General features: G+C 53.8%; 17 protein-coding genes. 2 read left to right on the top strand and 15 right to left on the bottom strand.

Annotation, left to right across the window (positions count from 1 at the left end):
* Positions 1–51: 51 nt before the first annotated feature.
* From O4H31_RS18555 to dctP, 3 genes are all read right to left on the bottom strand, one after another.
* Entirely contained in the window at positions 52–1,440 is a 1,389-nt protein-coding gene (locus O4H31_RS18555; protein WP_269348019.1) for a TRAP transporter large permease, read from the bottom strand.
* On the bottom strand, positions 1,430–2,233 hold the full coding sequence (locus O4H31_RS18550) for a TRAP transporter small permease (RefSeq protein WP_269348018.1): 804 nt from the start codon (positions 2,231–2,233) through the stop codon (positions 1,430–1,432). The genes O4H31_RS18555 and O4H31_RS18550 overlap by 11 nt, the downstream gene beginning before the upstream one ends.
* 117 nt (positions 2,234–2,350) lie before the next feature.
* Positions 2,351–3,400 (bottom strand): TRAP transporter substrate-binding protein DctP, encoded by a 1,050-nt coding sequence (gene dctP, locus O4H31_RS18545; protein ID WP_269348017.1) that lies wholly within the window; start codon positions 3,398–3,400, stop codon positions 2,351–2,353.
* Positions 3,401–3,541: 141 nt separating this feature from the next.
* Between dctP and O4H31_RS18540 the strand changes: the two genes are divergently transcribed.
* On the top strand, positions 3,542–4,351 hold the full coding sequence (locus tag O4H31_RS18540) for an IclR family transcriptional regulator (protein WP_269348016.1): 810 nt from the start codon (positions 3,542–3,544) through the stop codon (positions 4,349–4,351).
* Here O4H31_RS18540 and O4H31_RS18535 read toward each other — a convergent pair.
* From O4H31_RS18535 to O4H31_RS18505, 7 genes are read right to left on the bottom strand one after another with little or no spacing between them, the layout of a single operon-like run.
* Positions 4,341–5,141: an SDR family NAD(P)-dependent oxidoreductase gene (locus O4H31_RS18535; protein WP_269348015.1), complete on the bottom strand. Its 801-nt coding sequence runs from the start codon at positions 5,139–5,141 to the stop codon at positions 4,341–4,343. The genes O4H31_RS18540 and O4H31_RS18535 overlap by 11 nt on opposite strands.
* A 1-nt stretch (position 5,142) precedes the next feature.
* Entirely contained in the window at positions 5,143–6,057 is a 915-nt protein-coding gene (locus tag O4H31_RS18530; protein WP_269348014.1) for an HpcH/HpaI aldolase/citrate lyase family protein, read from the bottom strand.
* A gap of 15 nt (positions 6,058–6,072) precedes the next feature.
* Positions 6,073–7,341, bottom strand: a complete 1,269-nt coding sequence (locus O4H31_RS18525; RefSeq protein WP_269348013.1) for a CaiB/BaiF CoA transferase family protein — start codon at positions 7,339–7,341, stop codon at positions 6,073–6,075.
* A complete protein-coding gene (locus O4H31_RS18520) occupies positions 7,338–7,847 on the bottom strand; it encodes a MaoC family dehydratase (protein WP_269348012.1) in 510 nt (169 codons plus the stop codon). Before O4H31_RS18520 ends, O4H31_RS18525 begins: the two co-directional genes overlap by 4 nt.
* Positions 7,844–9,115: an acyl-CoA dehydrogenase family protein gene (locus O4H31_RS18515; protein ID WP_269348011.1), complete on the bottom strand. Its 1,272-nt coding sequence runs from the start codon at positions 9,113–9,115 to the stop codon at positions 7,844–7,846. The genes O4H31_RS18520 and O4H31_RS18515 overlap by 4 nt, the downstream gene beginning before the upstream one ends.
* 1 nt (position 9,116) lies before the next feature.
* Entirely contained in the window at positions 9,117–9,620 is a 504-nt protein-coding gene (locus tag O4H31_RS18510; protein WP_269348010.1) for a MaoC family dehydratase, read from the bottom strand.
* Positions 9,621–9,623: 3 nt separating this feature from the next.
* Positions 9,624–11,066 carry an MmgE/PrpD family protein gene (locus O4H31_RS18505; protein WP_269348009.1) on the bottom strand — a complete coding sequence of 481 codons (1,443 nt, stop codon included), beginning with the start codon at positions 11,064–11,066 and terminating at the stop codon, positions 9,624–9,626.
* A 173-nt stretch (positions 11,067–11,239) separates the two neighbouring features.
* On the opposite strand from O4H31_RS18505, the gene O4H31_RS18500 reads away from it, so the two are divergent.
* Positions 11,240–12,157: a metallophosphoesterase gene (locus O4H31_RS18500; RefSeq protein WP_269348008.1), complete on the top strand. Its 918-nt coding sequence runs from the start codon at positions 11,240–11,242 to the stop codon at positions 12,155–12,157.
* A 400-nt stretch (positions 12,158–12,557) separates the two neighbouring features.
* On the opposite strand, the gene O4H31_RS18495 is transcribed toward O4H31_RS18500, so the two are convergent.
* From O4H31_RS18495 to O4H31_RS18475, 5 genes are all read right to left on the bottom strand, one after another.
* Positions 12,558–14,027, bottom strand: coding sequence for an FAD-binding protein (locus O4H31_RS18495; RefSeq protein WP_269348007.1), 1,470 nt, complete (start codon positions 14,025–14,027; stop codon positions 12,558–12,560).
* Between the two features lie 271 nt (positions 14,028–14,298).
* Positions 14,299–14,781: a hypothetical protein gene (locus tag O4H31_RS18490; protein WP_269348006.1), complete on the bottom strand. Its 483-nt coding sequence runs from the start codon at positions 14,779–14,781 to the stop codon at positions 14,299–14,301.
* Between the two features lie 62 nt (positions 14,782–14,843).
* Positions 14,844–16,343, bottom strand: coding sequence for a hypothetical protein (locus O4H31_RS18485; RefSeq protein WP_269348005.1), 1,500 nt, complete (start codon positions 16,341–16,343; stop codon positions 14,844–14,846).
* A 7-nt stretch (positions 16,344–16,350) separates the two neighbouring features.
* The gene (locus O4H31_RS18480; RefSeq protein WP_269348004.1) at positions 16,351–17,328 is read right to left on the bottom strand and encodes a FlgO family outer membrane protein; all 978 of its coding nucleotides are present in this window, start codon (positions 17,326–17,328) and stop codon (positions 16,351–16,353) included.
* Between the two features lie 10 nt (positions 17,329–17,338).
* Entirely contained in the window at positions 17,339–17,824 is a 486-nt protein-coding gene (locus O4H31_RS18475; protein ID WP_269348003.1) for a hypothetical protein, read from the bottom strand.
* Positions 17,825–18,093 lie beyond the last annotated feature (269 nt).

Raw genomic sequence — 18,093 nt, 5'->3', positions numbered from 1 at the left:
GTCAAGCTTAGCTGCGCCGGCTTTCATAGCGGCGCAGCCAAGGTGTTTTAGTTAGCCTGCACCGCGGCCAGTTACCCAAAGCCAAATGGCCGCTCCCGCGTCAAGATCGGCATTACGGAGGTAGGACATCCAGTCTGTATAGAGGTTCGGCAAAAACAAAGTGATTGCAGGGACCGCAATCAATAGCGCGAGGGTCACTACGTCCATCGCCAAAAACCACATTACTCCACGGAAGATCTTGGTGATCGGAACGGATCGCCCGACCACAGAGCTGATCATGAAAACGTTGAAACCTAATGGTGGCGTAATTAGCCCGATTTCGAGATACTTGATCATAATAATCCCGAACCACAGCAGCGAGATATCGTAACTCTGAACCACCGGAACAACGATCGGCAGAGTGATCAGCATGATTTCTATGGGACCGATAAAGGTGCCTAGTATGATATAAATCACCGACAGCGCGATCACGACCGGAATAGCCTGGTCACTATAGCTCGTGGCGATATCCGCCAACCATTGCCCCAGCCCCGACAGTGCCATGAACCTGGTGAAGACATGCGCGCCAAAAATGATCGCGAAAATTGACCCGCTTTGACGCAGCGTGTCCAGAAAGGCGCGGCCAAGCTTGGCTCTCGTTAAGCGTCCTGCTGCCAGAGCAATCAAAAACGCCCCGGATGCGCCGATGGCACCGGCCTCCATCGGAGTGAAGAACCCGATCATGATGCCGCCCATTACCACTGCGAACAGCAACGTGATTGCCCAAGTGCTCTTGAGGGAACGCAACTTGTCGAGGAAGGTGATCCGTTCGGTCATTCCTGGCGCGAGCGATGGGTTGAGACGTGCGCGGATCAGGATCATCGCGATGTAAATGCCTGCCGACAAAATGCCCGGCAAGATCCCCGCGATGAACAGAAGTGCGATGGATTGCTGAGTGAACACAGCATAAAGGATCATCAGCACGCTCGGCGGGATCAGCGAGCCCAAGGTTCCCGAGGCGGCTACAACGCCGGTCGCAAGCCCCTTGTCATAGCCGCGCCGCAACATCTCGGGCACGGCAATCTTACCCATTGCCGCTGCCGTTGCTAGGCTCGACCCTGAAACTGCTGCGAAGGCGGCGCAACCCATAGTGGACGCGGCCGCCAGTCCCCCCGGGAGACGCCCGAACAACATACGCGCTGCATCATAAACCTCCCGCGTGAATCCTGCGACATAGGCGATGTAGCCCATGAGCATAAAGCTAGGGATCGTGGTTAGGTCGAAGTTTAGGAGGCTGCCAAACGTATCTGCTGACAGCACCGCGTCGGCGGCCCCGGTCGAGCGTAAAACGGCTACCCCGCCCCAACCCACCCCAAGCAGGGCGAAAGCCACCGGCACTCGCAAGAATAGCAGTAGGATCATCAGGATGACCCCAATCCCACCAATCAGTTCACGTTCCACGCGCGCCTCCGAATTTTTCTGACTGTTGATCCCCTGAGTCCGAAAGGTCTACTTCACCTTCGCCGGTGCCGGTCTGCGATAGCAGTGGCGTCGGACCAAAAGTTCCTAAGGCATCACGTGCACTCAGACTGATCAAGATAGGTAGCATCACGAATTGGATCGCAATTCGGGTCAGCCACCATGCTACCCCAATCATTAAGAAAAGACGTGGTGGCCATGCCGGCAGCTCGTAGATCGACCCGTAGGTGATCTCGAGAAAACTGTCAGGCACCTCCTCGAAGGACACCATGCACAGACGAGCGACTGCCGCCAGACCAATGATGCAACCAAAGACCCGCAAATACAGGTTCCAGCGAAAAGAAAGAGAATCTGATAACGCAGTGACCTCGATATGATCCTCGCGGCCCTGAAGAGTGCCCAACATCAGTGATACCAGCAATACCAATGCCCATTCTGCAAAGGTTATGTCGTCAGGCAGTGGCTTGTAGACGGCGCGTCCGACGACTGAAACGAAGGTGATCAGCACCATTACTGCGAGCACGCCACCCGCAATCCAAAGCACCCCCTGATCTAAGCGTCGGACCCGCGCAGCAAGAAGAACAAGGGAGCCCTGGGCACGTTCGGCACGTGGGCCGGCTCCAACTGCTTGGAGGGACAAAAAGATGACATAGAGCAGCAAAATGCCCATCAGGTCAAAAAATACACCCAACAGCCACAACGACATTAGATGTTGTTCCGACCAGAAGCTGTCGGCTGATGAGATCAGCTGTTGATAGATGATAAAAGTGAACACGGGCGCCCCTTAGGTCTCTGCCATTCGTACGACAGGCGCAAGAACGGTGAGATTTAAAATTTGGACAGGATTGGCATTTCAAGGTCAGCGCGCCGAAATGGGCGCGCCGCCGTTATCTCACCAGGGATAGCCACCCTGCTCCAACTCTTGCGAAGCTGCTTCACGATTAACCTTATAGGCTTGACCAATCTCTGTCGCTGCCGGGTTCACCTCAGCAGCTTTTGACACGTTATTGTCATAAGACGGCTCTAGCGCCTCAGCCCAGACAGCCCGTTCTTCCTCAGATAATTCGTAAACCTGCATCGGATAGGTTGCGTCTTTCTGGATTTCGTCAAACACGGTTACGGCTTCGTTCACTTCGGCTTTGGCGAAGGCTAAGTTGAGGTCATCCAGAGATGCTTCAATTGCGGTACGATGATCATCCGAAAGGTCTTCCCAGATCTCAAGATTGATATAGTAAATGTTAGAATGCTGACCCAGATCAGGTCGTGTTACGAAATCGGCCACCTCGTTTAGGCGAAACGGAAGTAGCTGATTGGCATAAGTGGTGGCGCCGGAAATGGTGCCCTTCTCAAGAGATGTATAGGTTTCGGGCGACTGGATCCGCGCCGGATTCACATTCCACCCCGAATTCTGAGCCGCATAGGCATAATGGCTAGATAGGCGCATAGTGGCATTGTTCAGATCCTCGGGGGATTTGTATGCCCGGTCGCCAACGAAGATTACTGGTCCGATAGATTCGATCGCCAAAAACTTAACATTTTCGCGCGCCTCCTCTTCGGCAATGGCAGGGAACGCCTCGCGGGTTTCGCGCCATGCTTTTGAGATCACCCAGGGGTCACCTGTACCGGTCGAGGTCGACGACAGATAATTCAAGGGTAGTTTTTGGCGCGAATAGGCTGGCACAACGACAGCCATGTCAGCCAACCCGCTGGCCACGGCATCCAAATTGTCACCCAACTTCGATAGAGATTGCTGCCAATAGAATTCAATTTCTAGCTCGCCGCCAGTAGCCTCTTCGAGCGAGACCGCCCAGTTTTTCAGAACCTGTGAAGTAGCCGAACTTGGCGGAGAAGAACTCGAAAAACTTAGGGTTTTCGCATCGAGCGAGGTGGTAGCTAGCATTATAGATGCTGCGCCTAGGAAAATTCTGTTGAAGTAGGTCATTATGGTCCTCCCGAAAAAAGTTAGGCAAATCGCCCCCCCGGCGGCGCCCGATCTATTGTCTGTTGATGATTTCAGAGGGATAAATCATAGTCCATCTCAATCTTGATGAATTGCATCTCGTATGTGATATTTGGAGACTTTATGAATAAAGACTATGACGGAGCCGTGAAATCTGCGGTCCGGGTGGTGCGCGTGTTTGAACTCTTTGAAGCCGAGCGCCGCGCTCTGAGCGTACAAGATATTGTCGACGCATTAGGTATGCCGCAATCAAGCATTTCTTCTTTGCTGAAGACATTGGTGAACGAAGGGTATTTGACACGCCAGCGTGATACACGCTGCTATCTTCCATCGGAAAGGTTAGCTTTCGTTGGGCATTGGGCGCTTGGTGCCCCCGGTGGCATGGCCGGCATCAACCGGTTGATGACACATCTTTCTGAACGCACTGGCGAGGCGGTACTCTTAGGTGCGCAAAGCGGCTTGCAGATGCGCTATGTCTCGATGCTGGACTCTCCACATTCTTTGCGTTTCTCCCTGAGGCCAAACCAGACACGGCCAATCCATGGGTGCGGTTTGGGTGTTATGCTTTTAACGCGGTTCGGCGATTCAGAAATCGGCGCTATGGTGCGCAACTACAATGCTGAGTTCACTACTAAGCCTACGAATATGACGGAAGCGCAGGTGCTGGAAAACGTAGCGGTCGCCCGCAGGCAGGGATACTTTGAGACCTTTGGCATGGTCACTGAAGATGTCGGGACCATTTCCACCCTGCTCGAACTTCCACACGAAGGCCGTGCGTTGGCGGTAGGGTTGGGTGGTCCCCTTGCACGGCTCGACCCGAAGCGCGAATGGCTCCGCGAGATTCTTCTGGACCAAGCCCGAGCCTTTATTGAAGATCAACAGCGTGCCGCCGCCAACCGTGTGTCAGACGGCGGCAGCATAATCAGAACATAAATTCGCCGCCGTTGAGATGCAGTGCTTGGCCATTCATAAAACTGCCTGTGGTGCATAGATATACAGCCCCATAGGCGAGGTCGTCGATATGGCCCCATCGTTTCACAGGAATGCGCTCCCGGACCGTATCAATCGTGGTGTTCGGGTACTGGCTCCAGTCGCGGTCGGTATCGATTGCTCCAGGAACCAAGGTGTTAGCGGTGATGCCATATTGTCCTAGTTCCTTGCCTATGGCTTTGGATAAACCGTGCATTCCGGATTTCGCTGCGATGTTGTAAGCGCGGTTGATTAGATGACCTGTGAACCCGTCATAACCGGAGACATGGATGATCCGGCCCCAGCCCCGTTTTTTCATCAGCGGTACGACATGATGAGCTAAGTAAAAGGAAGCAGAAAGGTTGATACGAATTGAGTCGTCCCAGTCATCTATCGTGATCTCCTCAAAAGGCTTGTGTAGGCGACGCCCCACATTTGAGACCGAGATATCGACAGAACCAAAGGCCTCCACTGCCTCGGCTACCATTCCGCCTACTGCGTCCGGGTCGGAGACATCACACATAATTGCGTGCGCCTGACCTCCCGCCTTTTCGATCAGGCGAACGGTCTCATCAACCTTGTCGCGGTTGCGCGCGCCGTTGACGATCACTGTAGCGCCAGCTTCGGCAAGACGAAGAGCAATGGCGCGTCCGATATTTTGGCCTGAACCGGTGACCAAGGCTACCTTTCCGTCTAAACGCTGTGGATGCAGGCCGGTCGCATCAGGAATGGCTCGTGTGTTCGCGTTGCTCATATCAAGAGTACCCTCCAATCATATCGGCTTTTTGCAGCGTGTTGTCGACGATGCGGATAGAAGCGATGTCAATCATCCGGCCCTCGAATTGGACTGAGCCCAAGCCTTGAGACCAAGCGTCTTCATAAGCCGCCTTCATCTTGCGGGCACGCGCCACATCTTCGGCTTTGGGTGAGAACACATCTTGTGCGATTTCAATTTGTGAAGGATGGATTGCCCATTTACCTACCATACCTAAGATCATCGCCCGTCGGCATTCCTCGCGATAGGTATCAGGACTGCGGAAGTCGGCGAACGGGCCGTCCACCGCGTCAATCCGGTTGGCCCGAGCCGCTATGGTCAATTTTTGACGCTGATAATGCCAAATATCGCCGGGATAGCCGGTATCGCCGCCGATATCGTTAATCGACACGCCTTGGCTGGCCGAATAGTCCCCCATCCCGAAAATTAATGCCTCTAGGCGGTCCGACGCGGCGGCGATTTCATCAACCTTTTGCATGGCCTCAACCTCTTCAATCAAGGTTTCAAGGCCAATCCGTTTGTTCAGCTTCAGCTTCTTTTCCATCATGCTCAGCAGCTTGTCACAGAAGGTGATGTCATCGGGCCCCAAGCATTTGGTGAGCATAATGACATCGATATTCTCGCCTGCACCCTCAACCACCTCAATAATGTCTTCATAGGCGTATTCGGTCGTTAAATCGTTGATCCGTACACACCGGGTGGTACGACCCCAGTCGAGATCATTCAGCGCTCCGACGATCTTGCCTCGCGCCTCATGCTTGGCCGATGGAGCTACAGCGTCCTCAAGGTCCAGAAAAACATAATCCAAGTCTAAGCCCGCGGCCTTTTGCATCATTTTTTCGCTGGATCCAGGAACGGACAACTGACAGCGGCGAAGTCTTTTAGGTTGGCTCATATCGAATTTTCCTTGTTAACTTGTAGTATTCTGCATCGGATCAGAGCAGATCTGTGCGATCTCTTCGGGTGCGAAGCCGAACTCCGCCAGAATTGTGGCACCATGTTCGCCGGTCAGCGGCGCGGACTGATGCACGCCATGAGCAGCATGGGCCATACGGACCGGAGTATTGGCAACATGCAATGGCCGATCCGCCCCAGCCATAGCGACCTCAGCCAGCATCCCACGCGCTTGGAAGTGCGGGTCAGCAAAAATATCACTAGCCGTCATCACAGGGCCAAAGGGGACCTGACCACCAATCACGCTGCTGATCTCGGCGCGAGTGCGCGCACGCGTCCACTCGGTAACTAGCGCCTCGGTGCGGGAGGCGTTTTCCAGCCGCGCGGCGTTGGTGGCGAAATCGGGATCACGGGCCAGCTCGGGCCGCCCGATCAGGCTCACAAAGCGCGCCCAAAAATCATCCTTGGGGATGGCGATGGTAACGAACCCGTCTGCGGCCTCGAACAAGCCGAAGGGGCACAGCAGCGGATGACCATTACCCTCTGGGACGGGTGAGATGCCGGTTGCGGAATGTTGGAAAATGATGCGCTCGCATATGGCCAGTACGCTGTCGACCATGCTGATATCTACGCGCTCTCCCCGGCCAGTCCGGTGAGCGCGGAAAGTCGCCGCCAGCGCCCCAAAGGCGGCGAACATAGCAGGACCGATATCGCCCACTCCAGGACCCACCTTAGTGGGTGTGCCGTCCCGTGCCCCCGTGATACTCATTACGCCGCCCATAGCTTGGCTGACCGGATCATAGGCAGGCCAGTCAGCATAGGGGCTGACACCACCGACAGCATCTCCGAAACCGCGTATAGACACATGGACAAGTCGCGGATTAGCAGCCCAGAGCGCCGCGTCGCTCAGACCCAACCGCTCCATTACGCCGTGGCGGTAATTCTCGATCAGAATATCGGCCCCGGCCACCATTCTCTTGAGTGCGGCAAGACCCGAAGCAGATTTGAGATCTAGTACGACCGACCTCTTGTTGCGGTTTATCGAGGCGAAATAGCCACCATATCCACCTTGATCTTGGGTCAACCCGCCCGGCAAAAAGGGGCCGATGCGTCGGGTGCTGTCACCGCCAGGAGGTTCGACCTTAATTACATCCGCGCCCTGATCCGCCAGCATCATCGACGCATAGGGGCCTGCCAACATCATAGTCAGGTCGATGACACGCAGTCCTTCGAGCGCGCCGCCGGGCACAAGGGGGTTGGCGCCATGATCTAGCGGTTCGCTCACGCGCGTCCACCAGCCCAGGCGGCCCGCTTCTTAATCAGCACCAGACGCTCGGCCTCGACGCAGAGCTTTTCGTCTTGATTGATGCCGTAATGGCGAAACCGCACGCGACCTGCATCTGGACGGTCGCTCTCGGATTTTTCCATTACTTCGGTAAAGGCATAGAGGGTGTCTCCATGAAATACAGGGTGACGCAGGCGCACTTTGTCCATTTCCAGCTCGGCAAGCACCTGCTCACCTGTATCTTGCGCTGCAAGTCCAATGACAAAGGACAGGTTGATGCCGCCAAACACCACACGCTGCGAGAATATCCCCCCGCCCGCCTTCTGCATCCGGTCCTCGTTAAAATGACCTTCGGCGGTGTTCAGTACCAGATTGGTCAGCAAGACATTGTCCATCTCGGTCATTGTCTTGCCGCGGGCATGGCGCCAGACATCGCCTGCCTTAAAGTCCTCGTAATAGTTGCTAGCAGAGGTCAGCGCCGCTGTGTTGATCGTTTCCACCGTCATTCGGCCGCCGCTCCAAGATTTGGGTCTGTGCCCCATTTTTTGTCAAAGGCCCGGTCAGCGACGATTTTGTCGAGAAGCGATTTGCCCAAAATTTTATCTGAAATGATGCGCTGCTGGATTTCCGAAGTGCCCTCGAAGATCTTTGTTAGCCGCGCGTCGCGCCAATGGCGTTCGACGGCGTGCAACTTGGTATATCCCGCCCCACCAAAGATTTGCATAGCTTCCGAGGTTACGCGCTCGGCCATCTCGGAAGCGAAATACTTAACCATCGATGCCTCCATGTCGCAGCGCGCGCCGGTATCAATACTATTGCAAACCGAATAGAGAAGCTGTCGCGCCGCCTCTACCTCAGTTGCCATGGTAGCAATCTTAAAGCGGATCGCTTGGAACTCCGCGATTGGCATCCCAAATTGTTCGCGTTCTTGGGCATAGGAAATCGCATCCTCCAATGCGCCCTGCGCCAAGCCAATTGAGCGCGCGGCTGTATGGGCACGAGCAGTTTCCAGCCCCTTGGCCATCAGCAGAAACCCCCTACCCTCTTCGCCAATCAAGTGACTGGCGGGCACCCGGAACCCGTCAAAGGAAAGTTCAAAGGTCTTCCAGCCGAAATAGCCGATCTTTGGAATGGGCGATCCGGCAATTCCTTTGGGCAAGGAGCCGCGCTCTTTCTCTATCATGAAGCATGAAATCCCCATCCACCGCTTGTCCGAAGAGGGTGGCGGCGCGGTACGCGCGAAGATTGTCAGGTAATCGGCCCCATCGGCAAAGGTACACCAGTATTTTGAGCCGGTAAGAACCCAATCCTCGCCATCACGCTCTGCGCGACAAGAAATCGAGGCCAAGTCAGAGCCGGTACCAGGCTCGGACAGCGAAGTCGCGTTGAGGAACTCACCTCGCATCACGCGCGGTAGGTATTCGGCTTGCATCTCAGGCGACATCGCCTTGCGAATCCAACCTCCCTGACCGCGGGCCATCAGCGAAGCGACCGACATCCAGCCGCGCGCAAGCTGCTCGGCCACAAGACAATATTCAAAGGCGCCTAGGCCGAGACCGCCATATTCCTCAGGGATCATAATGCCAAAGTATCCCATGTCGGCCATCTTCTGTTTCAGGGCATCGGGGATCTCTGCATCTGGGCCGTCCAACTGATTGGCAATTGGCAGCACCTCGTTCATGGTGAACTGTCTTGCACTGTCGCGGATCATCTTACGCTCTTCGGTAAAATACCCGCGCCCGTCGTCCGAATAAGGGGCGTCATTCATATCCATTTTACTCTCCTTGCATATCTCGGCGGCGCACTAGGTTCGAGCGCCGGAACCGGATAGCTTCTTCGCCATCTTGATTCAGACCACGTGTGGCCCAGGTCACGATGCCAAAATTGGGACGCTTGTCGCTTTCCCGCGCTGAGATCACTTCACTTGTGGCTGTAAGGGTGTCGCCCACATGGACCGGCACGCCATAGACGCATTCGTCCACTCCTAAGAACGGGCCACCGCCCTCAGATAGATCCTCGACGCTGAGACCAAAAACCGTATTGAAAACCAAAAGCGGGTTGATTGGACGTCCACGGTCATATCCGTTCGCCAAGGCGACCTTCGCGTTAAGGTATTGCGGGTTGTAATGCATCGTCAGCGTCGTGAAGAGCGTGTTGTCTATTTCGCCCAACGTCCGCCCCCAGTGGTGGGTGAAAGTTCGACCGATAGTAAAATCCTCGAACGTGTTTCCGCGCGGCCAAAGCCTAGCCCGGGACTTCAGGTCTGTGACCATATCCATAAGTTATCCAGTTTTAGTTATATCTTTTGAACCCGGGGACGTTGAAGCCAGCAACCCGGTTAGATTGGCCGCGGCGGACAGTTCGGCCACGGCGGCGAAGAGCGCCTTCGACGCATCGGTTCCTAAGATTGGATCGATCAAAGTTGCCGCTTTGGCCTTTAGCGCATCCTCCTGCGCGTCCAAGTCCTCTACCGGTGCAGAGACGTCCCAGGAGCTGTTAAGCTCTGTGCCATCGACAAGCTTCACAACGACATCAGCACCGTAGCGATGGGCGTGATCGCTCTGATGCGATAGCTGGGTCTTTTCGCGAAGGGCGACCAACTCAGGTTTAAGCGCCGTAGCTTGAGAATAAAGTGAAAGGTCCGCAGTATCAGCGCCGGTAAGCGCCAGAGCCGCAAGGTGGCGGATCGAGAACTTGATATCGAGACCAGTGCGTGGCTCGAGCACATCACACACCGTGCGGTGGCTTTCGGGCACGTGCAATGTAATCGCAGATATCTCAACAGGATCGATTACCCCGTGCTCTATCCGGAGCCGGGCCAAGGCTTCGATTGTAGAATGAGTCAGATAGCAGGCCGCGTGATACTTGAAGAGATTGCGCGTGATCTCCCAATCCGGGGCGCCGGGAGGTGTCGATTGAAAATCGTCCGCAGAGAACTGACTGTCATCGGACATGGCCGCGCCAAAGCCCTGGCGGTGCTCGAGGCCCCCCGCGCGCGCTGTAAAGCCACGCTGTGCCAACCGTGCCGCTATGATCCCGTTGGCCGCGGCGTTTCCGGCATGCATCGGTTTCGCCATGGTGCCAAACATCGCCTTGAGACCAGACGCCTGTGTCGCCGCCAACCCTAATGCCGCTTCAGTCTGGTCTACATTTAGATTTAACAGGGCCGCGCAGCCTGCAGCCGCTGCCACCGCTCCTATTGTACCTGTGGCGTGGAAACCGCGAGCATAATGGGTGTCGCCCATGGCATATCCTAGACGCCCAGCCACTTGATAGCCCACTGCAAAAGCGCGTAAAATCGCTGCGCCCGAGAGATTTTCCCGTTCGGCAACCGCCAGCAAAGCGGGTGCTAGGGTTACGGTGGGGTGCCCATGCATACGCAAGTTTACATCATCGAAGTCTAGGGCATGACTGATCGTGCCATTGATCCTTGCTGCCCGTTGTTCTGATGCACGCCCCTGTTGCCCGACGAGAGCCACACCCTGCGGGTAGGTTTCACCCTCGGTTGTAACGGTGGTTATTATTGGTGCCAGTTCCTCGGCGGTGCCAGCAATAGTCACGGCAAACCAGTCAAGGAGACATTGACCCGCCAGTCGCATCACCGGATCCGGTATGTCGATGTCCGGAGATCGTGCGACCCACATGGCCGCAGACCTAGTAAAATCTGCTGATTTTGCGGGGAAGGGTACAGTTTTCAAGCGGGGCAAGGCAAATTTCCATCTCATAAAGACAGTTTTCTTATATCGCCCAGCTTTCTGTCCAACCAAGTCCAAATCTGTATTTGGATGCAAGAAATCACATATGGGATATATGTCCTATAAAGTTTTCAGCTGTGCCGTTCGTCCGAGCACCACAGCGCAGGTGGACGTGATATGCTCCGCAACGCTAAGTATCGGACATGAGAGAATATATAATCATTCCCGACATTCACGCCGATATCGAACGCCTTAAGCGTTCATTAGATGTTGCTGCAGATACCCCGGTCGCTTTCCTGGGTGACTTCATCGATGCCGGCAAATCGACGAGGCAGGTGGACGAGGAGGCTGTGCTCTCGCGGGTGCGGCGCTTGGTCATCGACGGCCGCGCTGTCGCGGTCATGGGCAACCACGAACTCAACGCGATCCTCTACCATCGCAAGGATGCCAACGGTGTTTGGCTGCGCTCGCATACAGCTGCGAAAACCAAGCAACATCAAAGCTTCATAGAAGCCTTCGGGGTAGGCACTGAAGAAGCCAAGGAATGGACAGATTGGTTCCTAACACTCCCCCTCTGGTACGAGTTGGATGGCTTGCGACTGGTTCACGCCTGCTGGGACGAGGCCGCAATCAAGATCATCAAGGCCAGACGTCCCGATGGCCGGTTGCGCACCGAGGATCTCCCCGAAGTGGCTGCTGCCAGCTCACCATTTGGCAACGCTGTCGAAAGGCTGCTTTCCGGTCCCGAAGTTTCGCTCCCCGAAGGCTACAGGTTTCACGACACAAACAACCATGAGCGCCATGAAGTGCGGCTCGCATGGTGGCGTCCGGAAGCAACCACGTGGCAGGAAGCCTGCCTATCGGTGCCTAAGCCCGAAGAGCTGCCGACTGGCGCACTCCCACCCGATACTGCAGCCTTGCTCTATAGTGCCGACGCGCCTCCGGTTTTCGTGGGGCACTATAAGATGAATGGCACTCCCTGCATTGAAGCACCCAACGCAGCCTGCTTGGACTATCCAGCAAGTTCATGCGCTTACCGCTGGCGCCCAGGGGAGGCACTATCAGCAGACAATCTGATTTTGATCGATGTCGATGAGAACCGCCGCAGCGTAGCCGTATAACGGCCATGCTAGCCATGCGGTAACCTACAGCGTTGATCATCTGTGAGGCATATGCCTTTCTTAAAGCCATGTTTGCCGGAAGGGGAGAGCACTGACTTTAGTCAACTTTCTTTAACTCTCTCAAAATCTGAAGAGAGCAACAACCAGCATTGATAGAAGAGCGTAAAGGCTCCTGTTGTTGTTTAATTTGTTTAAAAGAACAACGTTTAATACGTTTAGGAGCCGATAAAACATTTTAAACCAAAGGCTTATACACCTTTAGGTGAACGTTTATGGGCTATAAGGTGAAAGGATATGGGAGCATAGGTGAATGTTTATGGGATGTTCATATAGGATCACCGATGGCGGCCTTCTCATAACGCAGGCACTCTCCTACTAAAGGGAGCGCTCTCGTTGGCCTTCACCCACCGGCCGTGCTTTTGCCCGCCGCACTATGGGCTGCGATGTAGCCAAAGGTCAGCGCAGGACCCAGTGTAATACCCGCTCCGGGATACGTGCCGCCCATGATTGAATTCGCGTCATTGCCGCAAGCGAAAAGTCCTGGAACGGGGCGACCTTCAGTCGTAATAACCCGCGCTTGCGGGTCAATGGGCAATCCCACGGAGGCTCCGATATCGCCGGGGTGAAGTTGGATCGCATAGAACGGCCCTCGCGCCAAAGGTCCAAGGCAGGGGTTTGGCGCTACGGAAGCATCGCCCAGATAACGGTTGTAAGCGTTGCCGCCCTTGCCTTGATCCTCGTCCACTCCCGTCGCTGCGAAGCCGGTAACCTGGACCGCTGTAGCCGTCAGCGCGTCGGCCGGGATTCCGATCGCCCTAGCTAGTTCCGCAAGGGTCTTTGCGCGTTTGAGGTAGCCTGAGCGCACATGGGCACCTACCGGGGCCGGAAACGGACGCACCGCGCCCAGACCATAGCGGCGCAGCGTTATGTGATCGGCCAACAGCCAGATCGACCCCTCAGGCACGCGCCCGGTTCCGTGACCTAGCATGGCGCGCACGAAGTCATGGTAGCTGGACGCCTCATTGACGAACCGCTGTCCGGTACCGTCAACCGCATATACGCCCGGTTTCGCCCGGCCCAGAAACAGGTGTGGGAAGGGTCGCACCGACCCGTCTTGCTGCGGGAGCAACGACACAGGCGCGTAGAACAGCGGCGCTATATTGCCCTGTGCAGGCGCGACCCCCAGCGATGCCGCCATGACGAGGCTGTCGCCGGTGCTGCCTTCGGGGGACATCGACCAATGGTCGCCATGGGGGTGCAAAGTATCTTCCAGTATGCTTGCTCGAGCTGCGCCGCCCGCCGCCAGCACCACACCGCAGCGCGCTGAAACATGGTGTGTGCCTTCTTTTGTACGCAAGGTCAGGCCGGTGACACGGCCTTCTTCAACGCAGAGGTCTTCGGCGGCGGCCTCTGTTACAAGCTCAATTCCGGCTTGGAACACTGAATGGGCGAGCCGTCCGGCCATTGCGGAACCCAGCACAAGGCGGGTGGCGCGGCCATGGAGCAAGCGGTCCCGCGCGTGGCGGGCCAAAATACCCGCAGCATGGAGCGCGGAAGTCGGGCTGCGCAGCATGCTGAACATGTGTGGAATATCCTTGCGACCTACCATCATGCCGCCAAACACTGTGAATTCCGGGATCGGCGGTCTGATCAAGGCCAGCTTGTCGCCCATCACCCGTGCGTCAAAATCTAGCGGGTCCAGTACGCGGTAGCCAAGGGTGCCACCGGGCTGATCGGGGTGATAGTCGGGCGCAACCGGACGCATCGAGAATTTCAGATGCGTTTTAGCTTCTAGGAACTCAAGCGCCTTCGGTCCTGTCTCCAGAAAGCGCAGGAGCAGGCTGGGCGTAGTTGATGCATGAAGGCTCACAAACCTGCGTTAGGCTGCGCTGAACATGAACGGGAAGCTTTGCGTAATAGGCCTAAAACGGTGGTTTAAGAGAAGTGCATATCGCCTGCCCATGCGGACCGGTTGCTTGTATCTAGTAGTCTTGATTATGGCGTAGTTTGCTCGCAAAATTCCATCGTAATTCATTAACACTACTGGTTGTTATCATTGTTTCGAGGCATACAATCTTCAGGTGAGGGCTGTAGGGCACTATGAACAGTACTCAAAGAACTAGGCGCATTTTTACCCATTCCTAAGTGAAGTTCGCGAGTAGAAAAAAACTTAGCAATACAAAAACGATAAAGACAACCATATATTTCGGGATCTTAGGTTGTGGGTATCGCGCTCTGACTTCAACGATCATCGCCTCTAGGCCTTTTCTAAGTAAGGCCTTATTTGCAATTTTTCCAAAAGCCCGTATCTCCTCTTCAGATCGGTCAAATTCCTTAAATACGAAATAGTGCCTTCCATCACTTACAGTAAGATAGTTTCGTTCTAAACTCTTATAAAAAACAATTTCGGCGCCTCGACCTCCAAGAGAGTCACGCACTTTAATCGTATGGTCGTCATTTATTGTTTCTAAATCGACTTTGAATTTGTACTTTTTAACAATCTCTTTTATATAATCCTTTTGGGATAAAGCAAACTTATAAGAATCCTCTTTATTTTTTTGGTGAATTATCTTTCTATCAAGGATTTTTTTCTGCTCGTCTATAATTCTCTTATCAACGGTCATTTAATTATCCTAATTGCTGTAACGGCACAAAGGGTATGCTGAAGTAAACCATGCTTCACTAACTAATATACCAATGTAGAGACAGTATTTTGGACGAACTCTAACAGTTGGTCATTTAGTCGGTCTAGTGATCGTCCGCGCGCTATGTTTTCGTTCTGTCCAAGGGCCTCCGCAGAAAGCACCTGGGAGTGAAGAACACCTTGCCCGCTGGTGCCGACCACGGAAATTGTTAGCGTGCGTATGGATTTTTGGCCATCTTGCAATGCGTCCAAGGCCTCATTTCTTTCCGACATCCGCCCTAGAATGATCACCGGAGCAAGCTGTGATAAATCGAGACGATCTATCTCGTTGGCGTTGCCTGTAAGAAGTCTATCGAAGACACCATCAGTCAGTGCGGCGTTGCGAAGAAACGGCCTATAGTCGTTAACAACACCACCTAAGAGCCTCCCCAAATCATTGGTTGTGCGAGGTTGATCTCCAAAAAATGACCAGACTGGCGCGTCTGAGACCGCAACTGCAGCGATGTACTTGTCTATGTAGGCAACGCGTATGCGTTCAGCTTCTTCGGCTAATCGGCGGGCCTCTTCCGCTTGACGATGTCTTTCTGCCTCCTCAGCAATGGTTTTTTGGCGTTGCCTTTCTGCTTTCTCCGCGGCTAGCTTTTCAGCTTCTAACCTTACACGTTCCGCGTTCTCTGCAAGCCTCTCTTGTTCCCTTTGCTTTGCTTCGCCGAGGCGGGCGTTTTCGACCGTTTGCAAATTTAAGATAGCGGTTTGCACGATATCAGGCGTGATTGGAACGAGTTCTTTTTGCGTAGTTTGATCGCGGCCTGGCTGCCCGAAGCAACGATATCCGGCCGCGCTGATGGTATCCGGGCGACACCACCAGTTCGGAGATCCATCATGCAATTTAAACAAGGCAGGCGCGTTCTCTCCCTGTGCCGTCAACACGTTAATCGACATTTCTAGTTCAGGTGGGCTTTGTGAGAACCGCCGTGAAACCTCGGTGTCTAGTGCCCCTGCCACTGAACCAAGTAGGCCAGACGTTTGAGGAAAAATCACTGCAAAAATGGAAAAAACCGCTGTTAAGACCATTTGGACTCCAAGTGTCGTTCTTGTTGGACGGAAACCAAATGCAGCCAAACCGAGAAACAACAAAATCAATGAGAAGAGGATTGATGCGCCGCCAAATCCCCCGGGGAGGCGCAATGCAAGGAAGGCGAAAGCGGTTGTTGCGACGATAATAAATCCCAAGGTGCGAAGTTGTCTTCTTACTGGTTCCCAGCGGGCACCTAGATCGATAATAAGGATTATCGGAAAAACGAGCACTGACCACGCTGCAATAACCGCTCCGGTGAGGATTACAGCGAAAGCAAGGAACGCAGAAGCGCCGCTGATGCTATTTAGAAGTGCAAACCCGAGGACACCGACCAAGGCGATTATTGATAACCTGAACGTTTTCCCGACTATCCATATATATTTGTCCACAGCCGAAACTGCGACATCAATCGATCCACCGAGAAGGGAGAACAGAAGATCGACATACTCTTCAAACTTTTTCATACGACCACTATTCCAAGGATATATTATCAAGTATTATTTGTGATCTTTCAAAAGACCCGTTGATGAGAGTGTAAAATATACCTTGTAGAACAAGGCGATTCCCAACTATTGGCTGCCCCCTTTTACTCGCCTTCCAAACTATGGTGAGTGGCCTGTTGGGGTCGAGGGTTGTAACTTCATCTGTTTCTGGGTCATTGACGAATTGGTATATTGATTGAGAAAGGGTCACTGACCGGAAATTGTCCCCGTGCTTTGTCGTAGCGTACAAATCTCGGCCTTGGCGACTTCCTGCTGTTACGTAGATTCGCTCATTGGTCATATTGTGCAGTTCGGTAGTAACAGTAACGCCTTCGCGATTTTCCCATAGCAATACTGATGTGATATCCATTCGCAATCGACTGTCTTGGAAGCCAACATCTGCCTGTTGGGCAATTACTCCAGGGACCGCGTTTAAAGCGTCGCTGTTGGCGCGAGACCTTTGATTGGTTAAGCTATCAACCATGCTGTCTCGGGTGGCGCTGATTGAGGCAGCTGCGAAAACTCGGGCAGTTTCTACATCGATTGCGCGAGCATTGATCCGGACACTGTCTTCAAACTGCGTAATGGACCCGGTAATAAGTGCTTCGATAGCCAAAAACTCGCCAAGGTCCGCAATCGTCTCGGAGTTGAAGATGTCAGATGCATATCGCTCATGCTCGCGGAGCACCCGTTCGAACTCATTTCGCTCCACAATATCAAAGTCGCCCGCGCCAAAAAGCGATGTGGTTAATTCTTCGGATATAAAGTCACCAAGCGCTGATTCAAATCCATTCAGGTCTGAAAAACCATAAATTGCAAGGCGTTCAGTTCCCTCTTCACCAAGCTGCGTCCCCAATTTCTTGGCTAAAGATCCAATAGCTTCGTCAATGCTCTGAGAACTTGCGCTAATGGGAAGCGCTATAGCGACCAACAACAGGATGGCGCGGCTACCTTCTAACAACTTCATAGTTATTCCTTTAATTATCACTGTGGCGTCCAATTATTTTCCGGTTCTGAACCATGCTCTTTCGAGACATATCTATTTTCTTCCGCAGTTTTACCGCTAGCGAATTCTCTGAATAGATATTATTTTCTTCTGTTTTATCTTCACTTATCGTTTTTAATTCGATGTCATCCAGATGCTCTAACAGCAATAGTGCTGTTTGGGGGTCTGGGGGCTTATCTTCCGACATCATTCGTTTTGCGAGCTCGGGCGGAATGTCAGAAAGAACACTGTTCAAGAAACTGCGAAGAGCAGTCGGATCAGGTTCGCGGTACACCACGTAAGCAGAGGAAAGATATGCGATGAGTTCGAAGGCTCTTTGCTCTGTTCGGGACAATGCCTTTAGTTTTTTTCCAACCTTTGTTGTCATCAACCGGTCAAGCCAGACCCTGTCCAGCTCCCGTGACACGTAGCTCGCCGCAACATGAGATGCGATTTTATGAGCTTTTTTTTTATCCATGACCCGCCCCTAACACGACTATTCTCGCCCCATACTCCCTTCAGAGGCAAGTATTTTGTAGATCGATCTGTTCGGCGTGAGAAAAGGGAAAGGAGCTCTACTCGCGGTGCCCTTGCCAAGAGGCGGGGGTTTTGCACATACTGAGAGTGCCACGAGTTGTGTATTGCCCTGATCCACCGCCCCAAGCTGGGGCTAGGCTCAGGACCCATTGATTATCGTGGAGCCGCATGATTCACCGTCCGAAAACGGAGCGGTGATATGTCTGATCT

Origin of the sequence: Sulfitobacter dubius (assembly GCF_027214245.1) — a bacterium.
GTDB lineage: Bacteria > Pseudomonadota > Alphaproteobacteria > Rhodobacterales > Rhodobacteraceae > Sulfitobacter > Sulfitobacter dubius_A.
Note: the sequence above shows the minus strand (reverse complement) of the source record. Positions and strands in the feature narration are given on the sequence as shown.

Coding starts and splice junctions, on each gene's coding strand:
- dctP (WP_269348017.1), bottom strand. CDS start 3,400: ATGACCTACTTCAACAGAATTTTCCTAGGCGCAGCATCTATAATGCTA.
- O4H31_RS18540 (WP_269348016.1), top strand. CDS start 3,542: ATGAATAAAGACTATGACGGAGCCGTGAAATCTGCGGTCCGGGTGGTG.
- O4H31_RS18535 (WP_269348015.1), bottom strand. CDS start 5,141: ATGAGCAACGCGAACACACGAGCCATTCCTGATGCGACCGGCCTGCAT.
- O4H31_RS18530 (WP_269348014.1), bottom strand. CDS start 6,057: ATGAGCCAACCTAAAAGACTTCGCCGCTGTCAGTTGTCCGTTCCTGGA.
- O4H31_RS18520 (WP_269348012.1), bottom strand. CDS start 7,847: ATGACGGTGGAAACGATCAACACAGCGGCGCTGACCTCTGCTAGCAAC.
- O4H31_RS18515 (WP_269348011.1), bottom strand. CDS start 9,115: ATGGATATGAATGACGCCCCTTATTCGGACGACGGGCGCGGGTATTTT.
- O4H31_RS18510 (WP_269348010.1), bottom strand. CDS start 9,620: ATGGATATGGTCACAGACCTGAAGTCCCGGGCTAGGCTTTGGCCGCGC.
- O4H31_RS18505 (WP_269348009.1), bottom strand. CDS start 11,066: ATGAGATGGAAATTTGCCTTGCCCCGCTTGAAAACTGTACCCTTCCCC.
- O4H31_RS18500 (WP_269348008.1), top strand. CDS start 11,240: ATGAGAGAATATATAATCATTCCCGACATTCACGCCGATATCGAACGC.
- O4H31_RS18490 (WP_269348006.1), bottom strand. CDS start 14,781: ATGACCGTTGATAAGAGAATTATAGACGAGCAGAAAAAAATCCTTGAT.
- O4H31_RS18485 (WP_269348005.1), bottom strand. CDS start 16,343: ATGAAAAAGTTTGAAGAGTATGTCGATCTTCTGTTCTCCCTTCTCGGT.
- O4H31_RS18480 (WP_269348004.1), bottom strand. CDS start 17,328: ATGAAGTTGTTAGAAGGTAGCCGCGCCATCCTGTTGTTGGTCGCTATA.
- O4H31_RS18475 (WP_269348003.1), bottom strand. CDS start 17,824: ATGGATAAAAAAAAAGCTCATAAAATCGCATCTCATGTTGCGGCGAGC.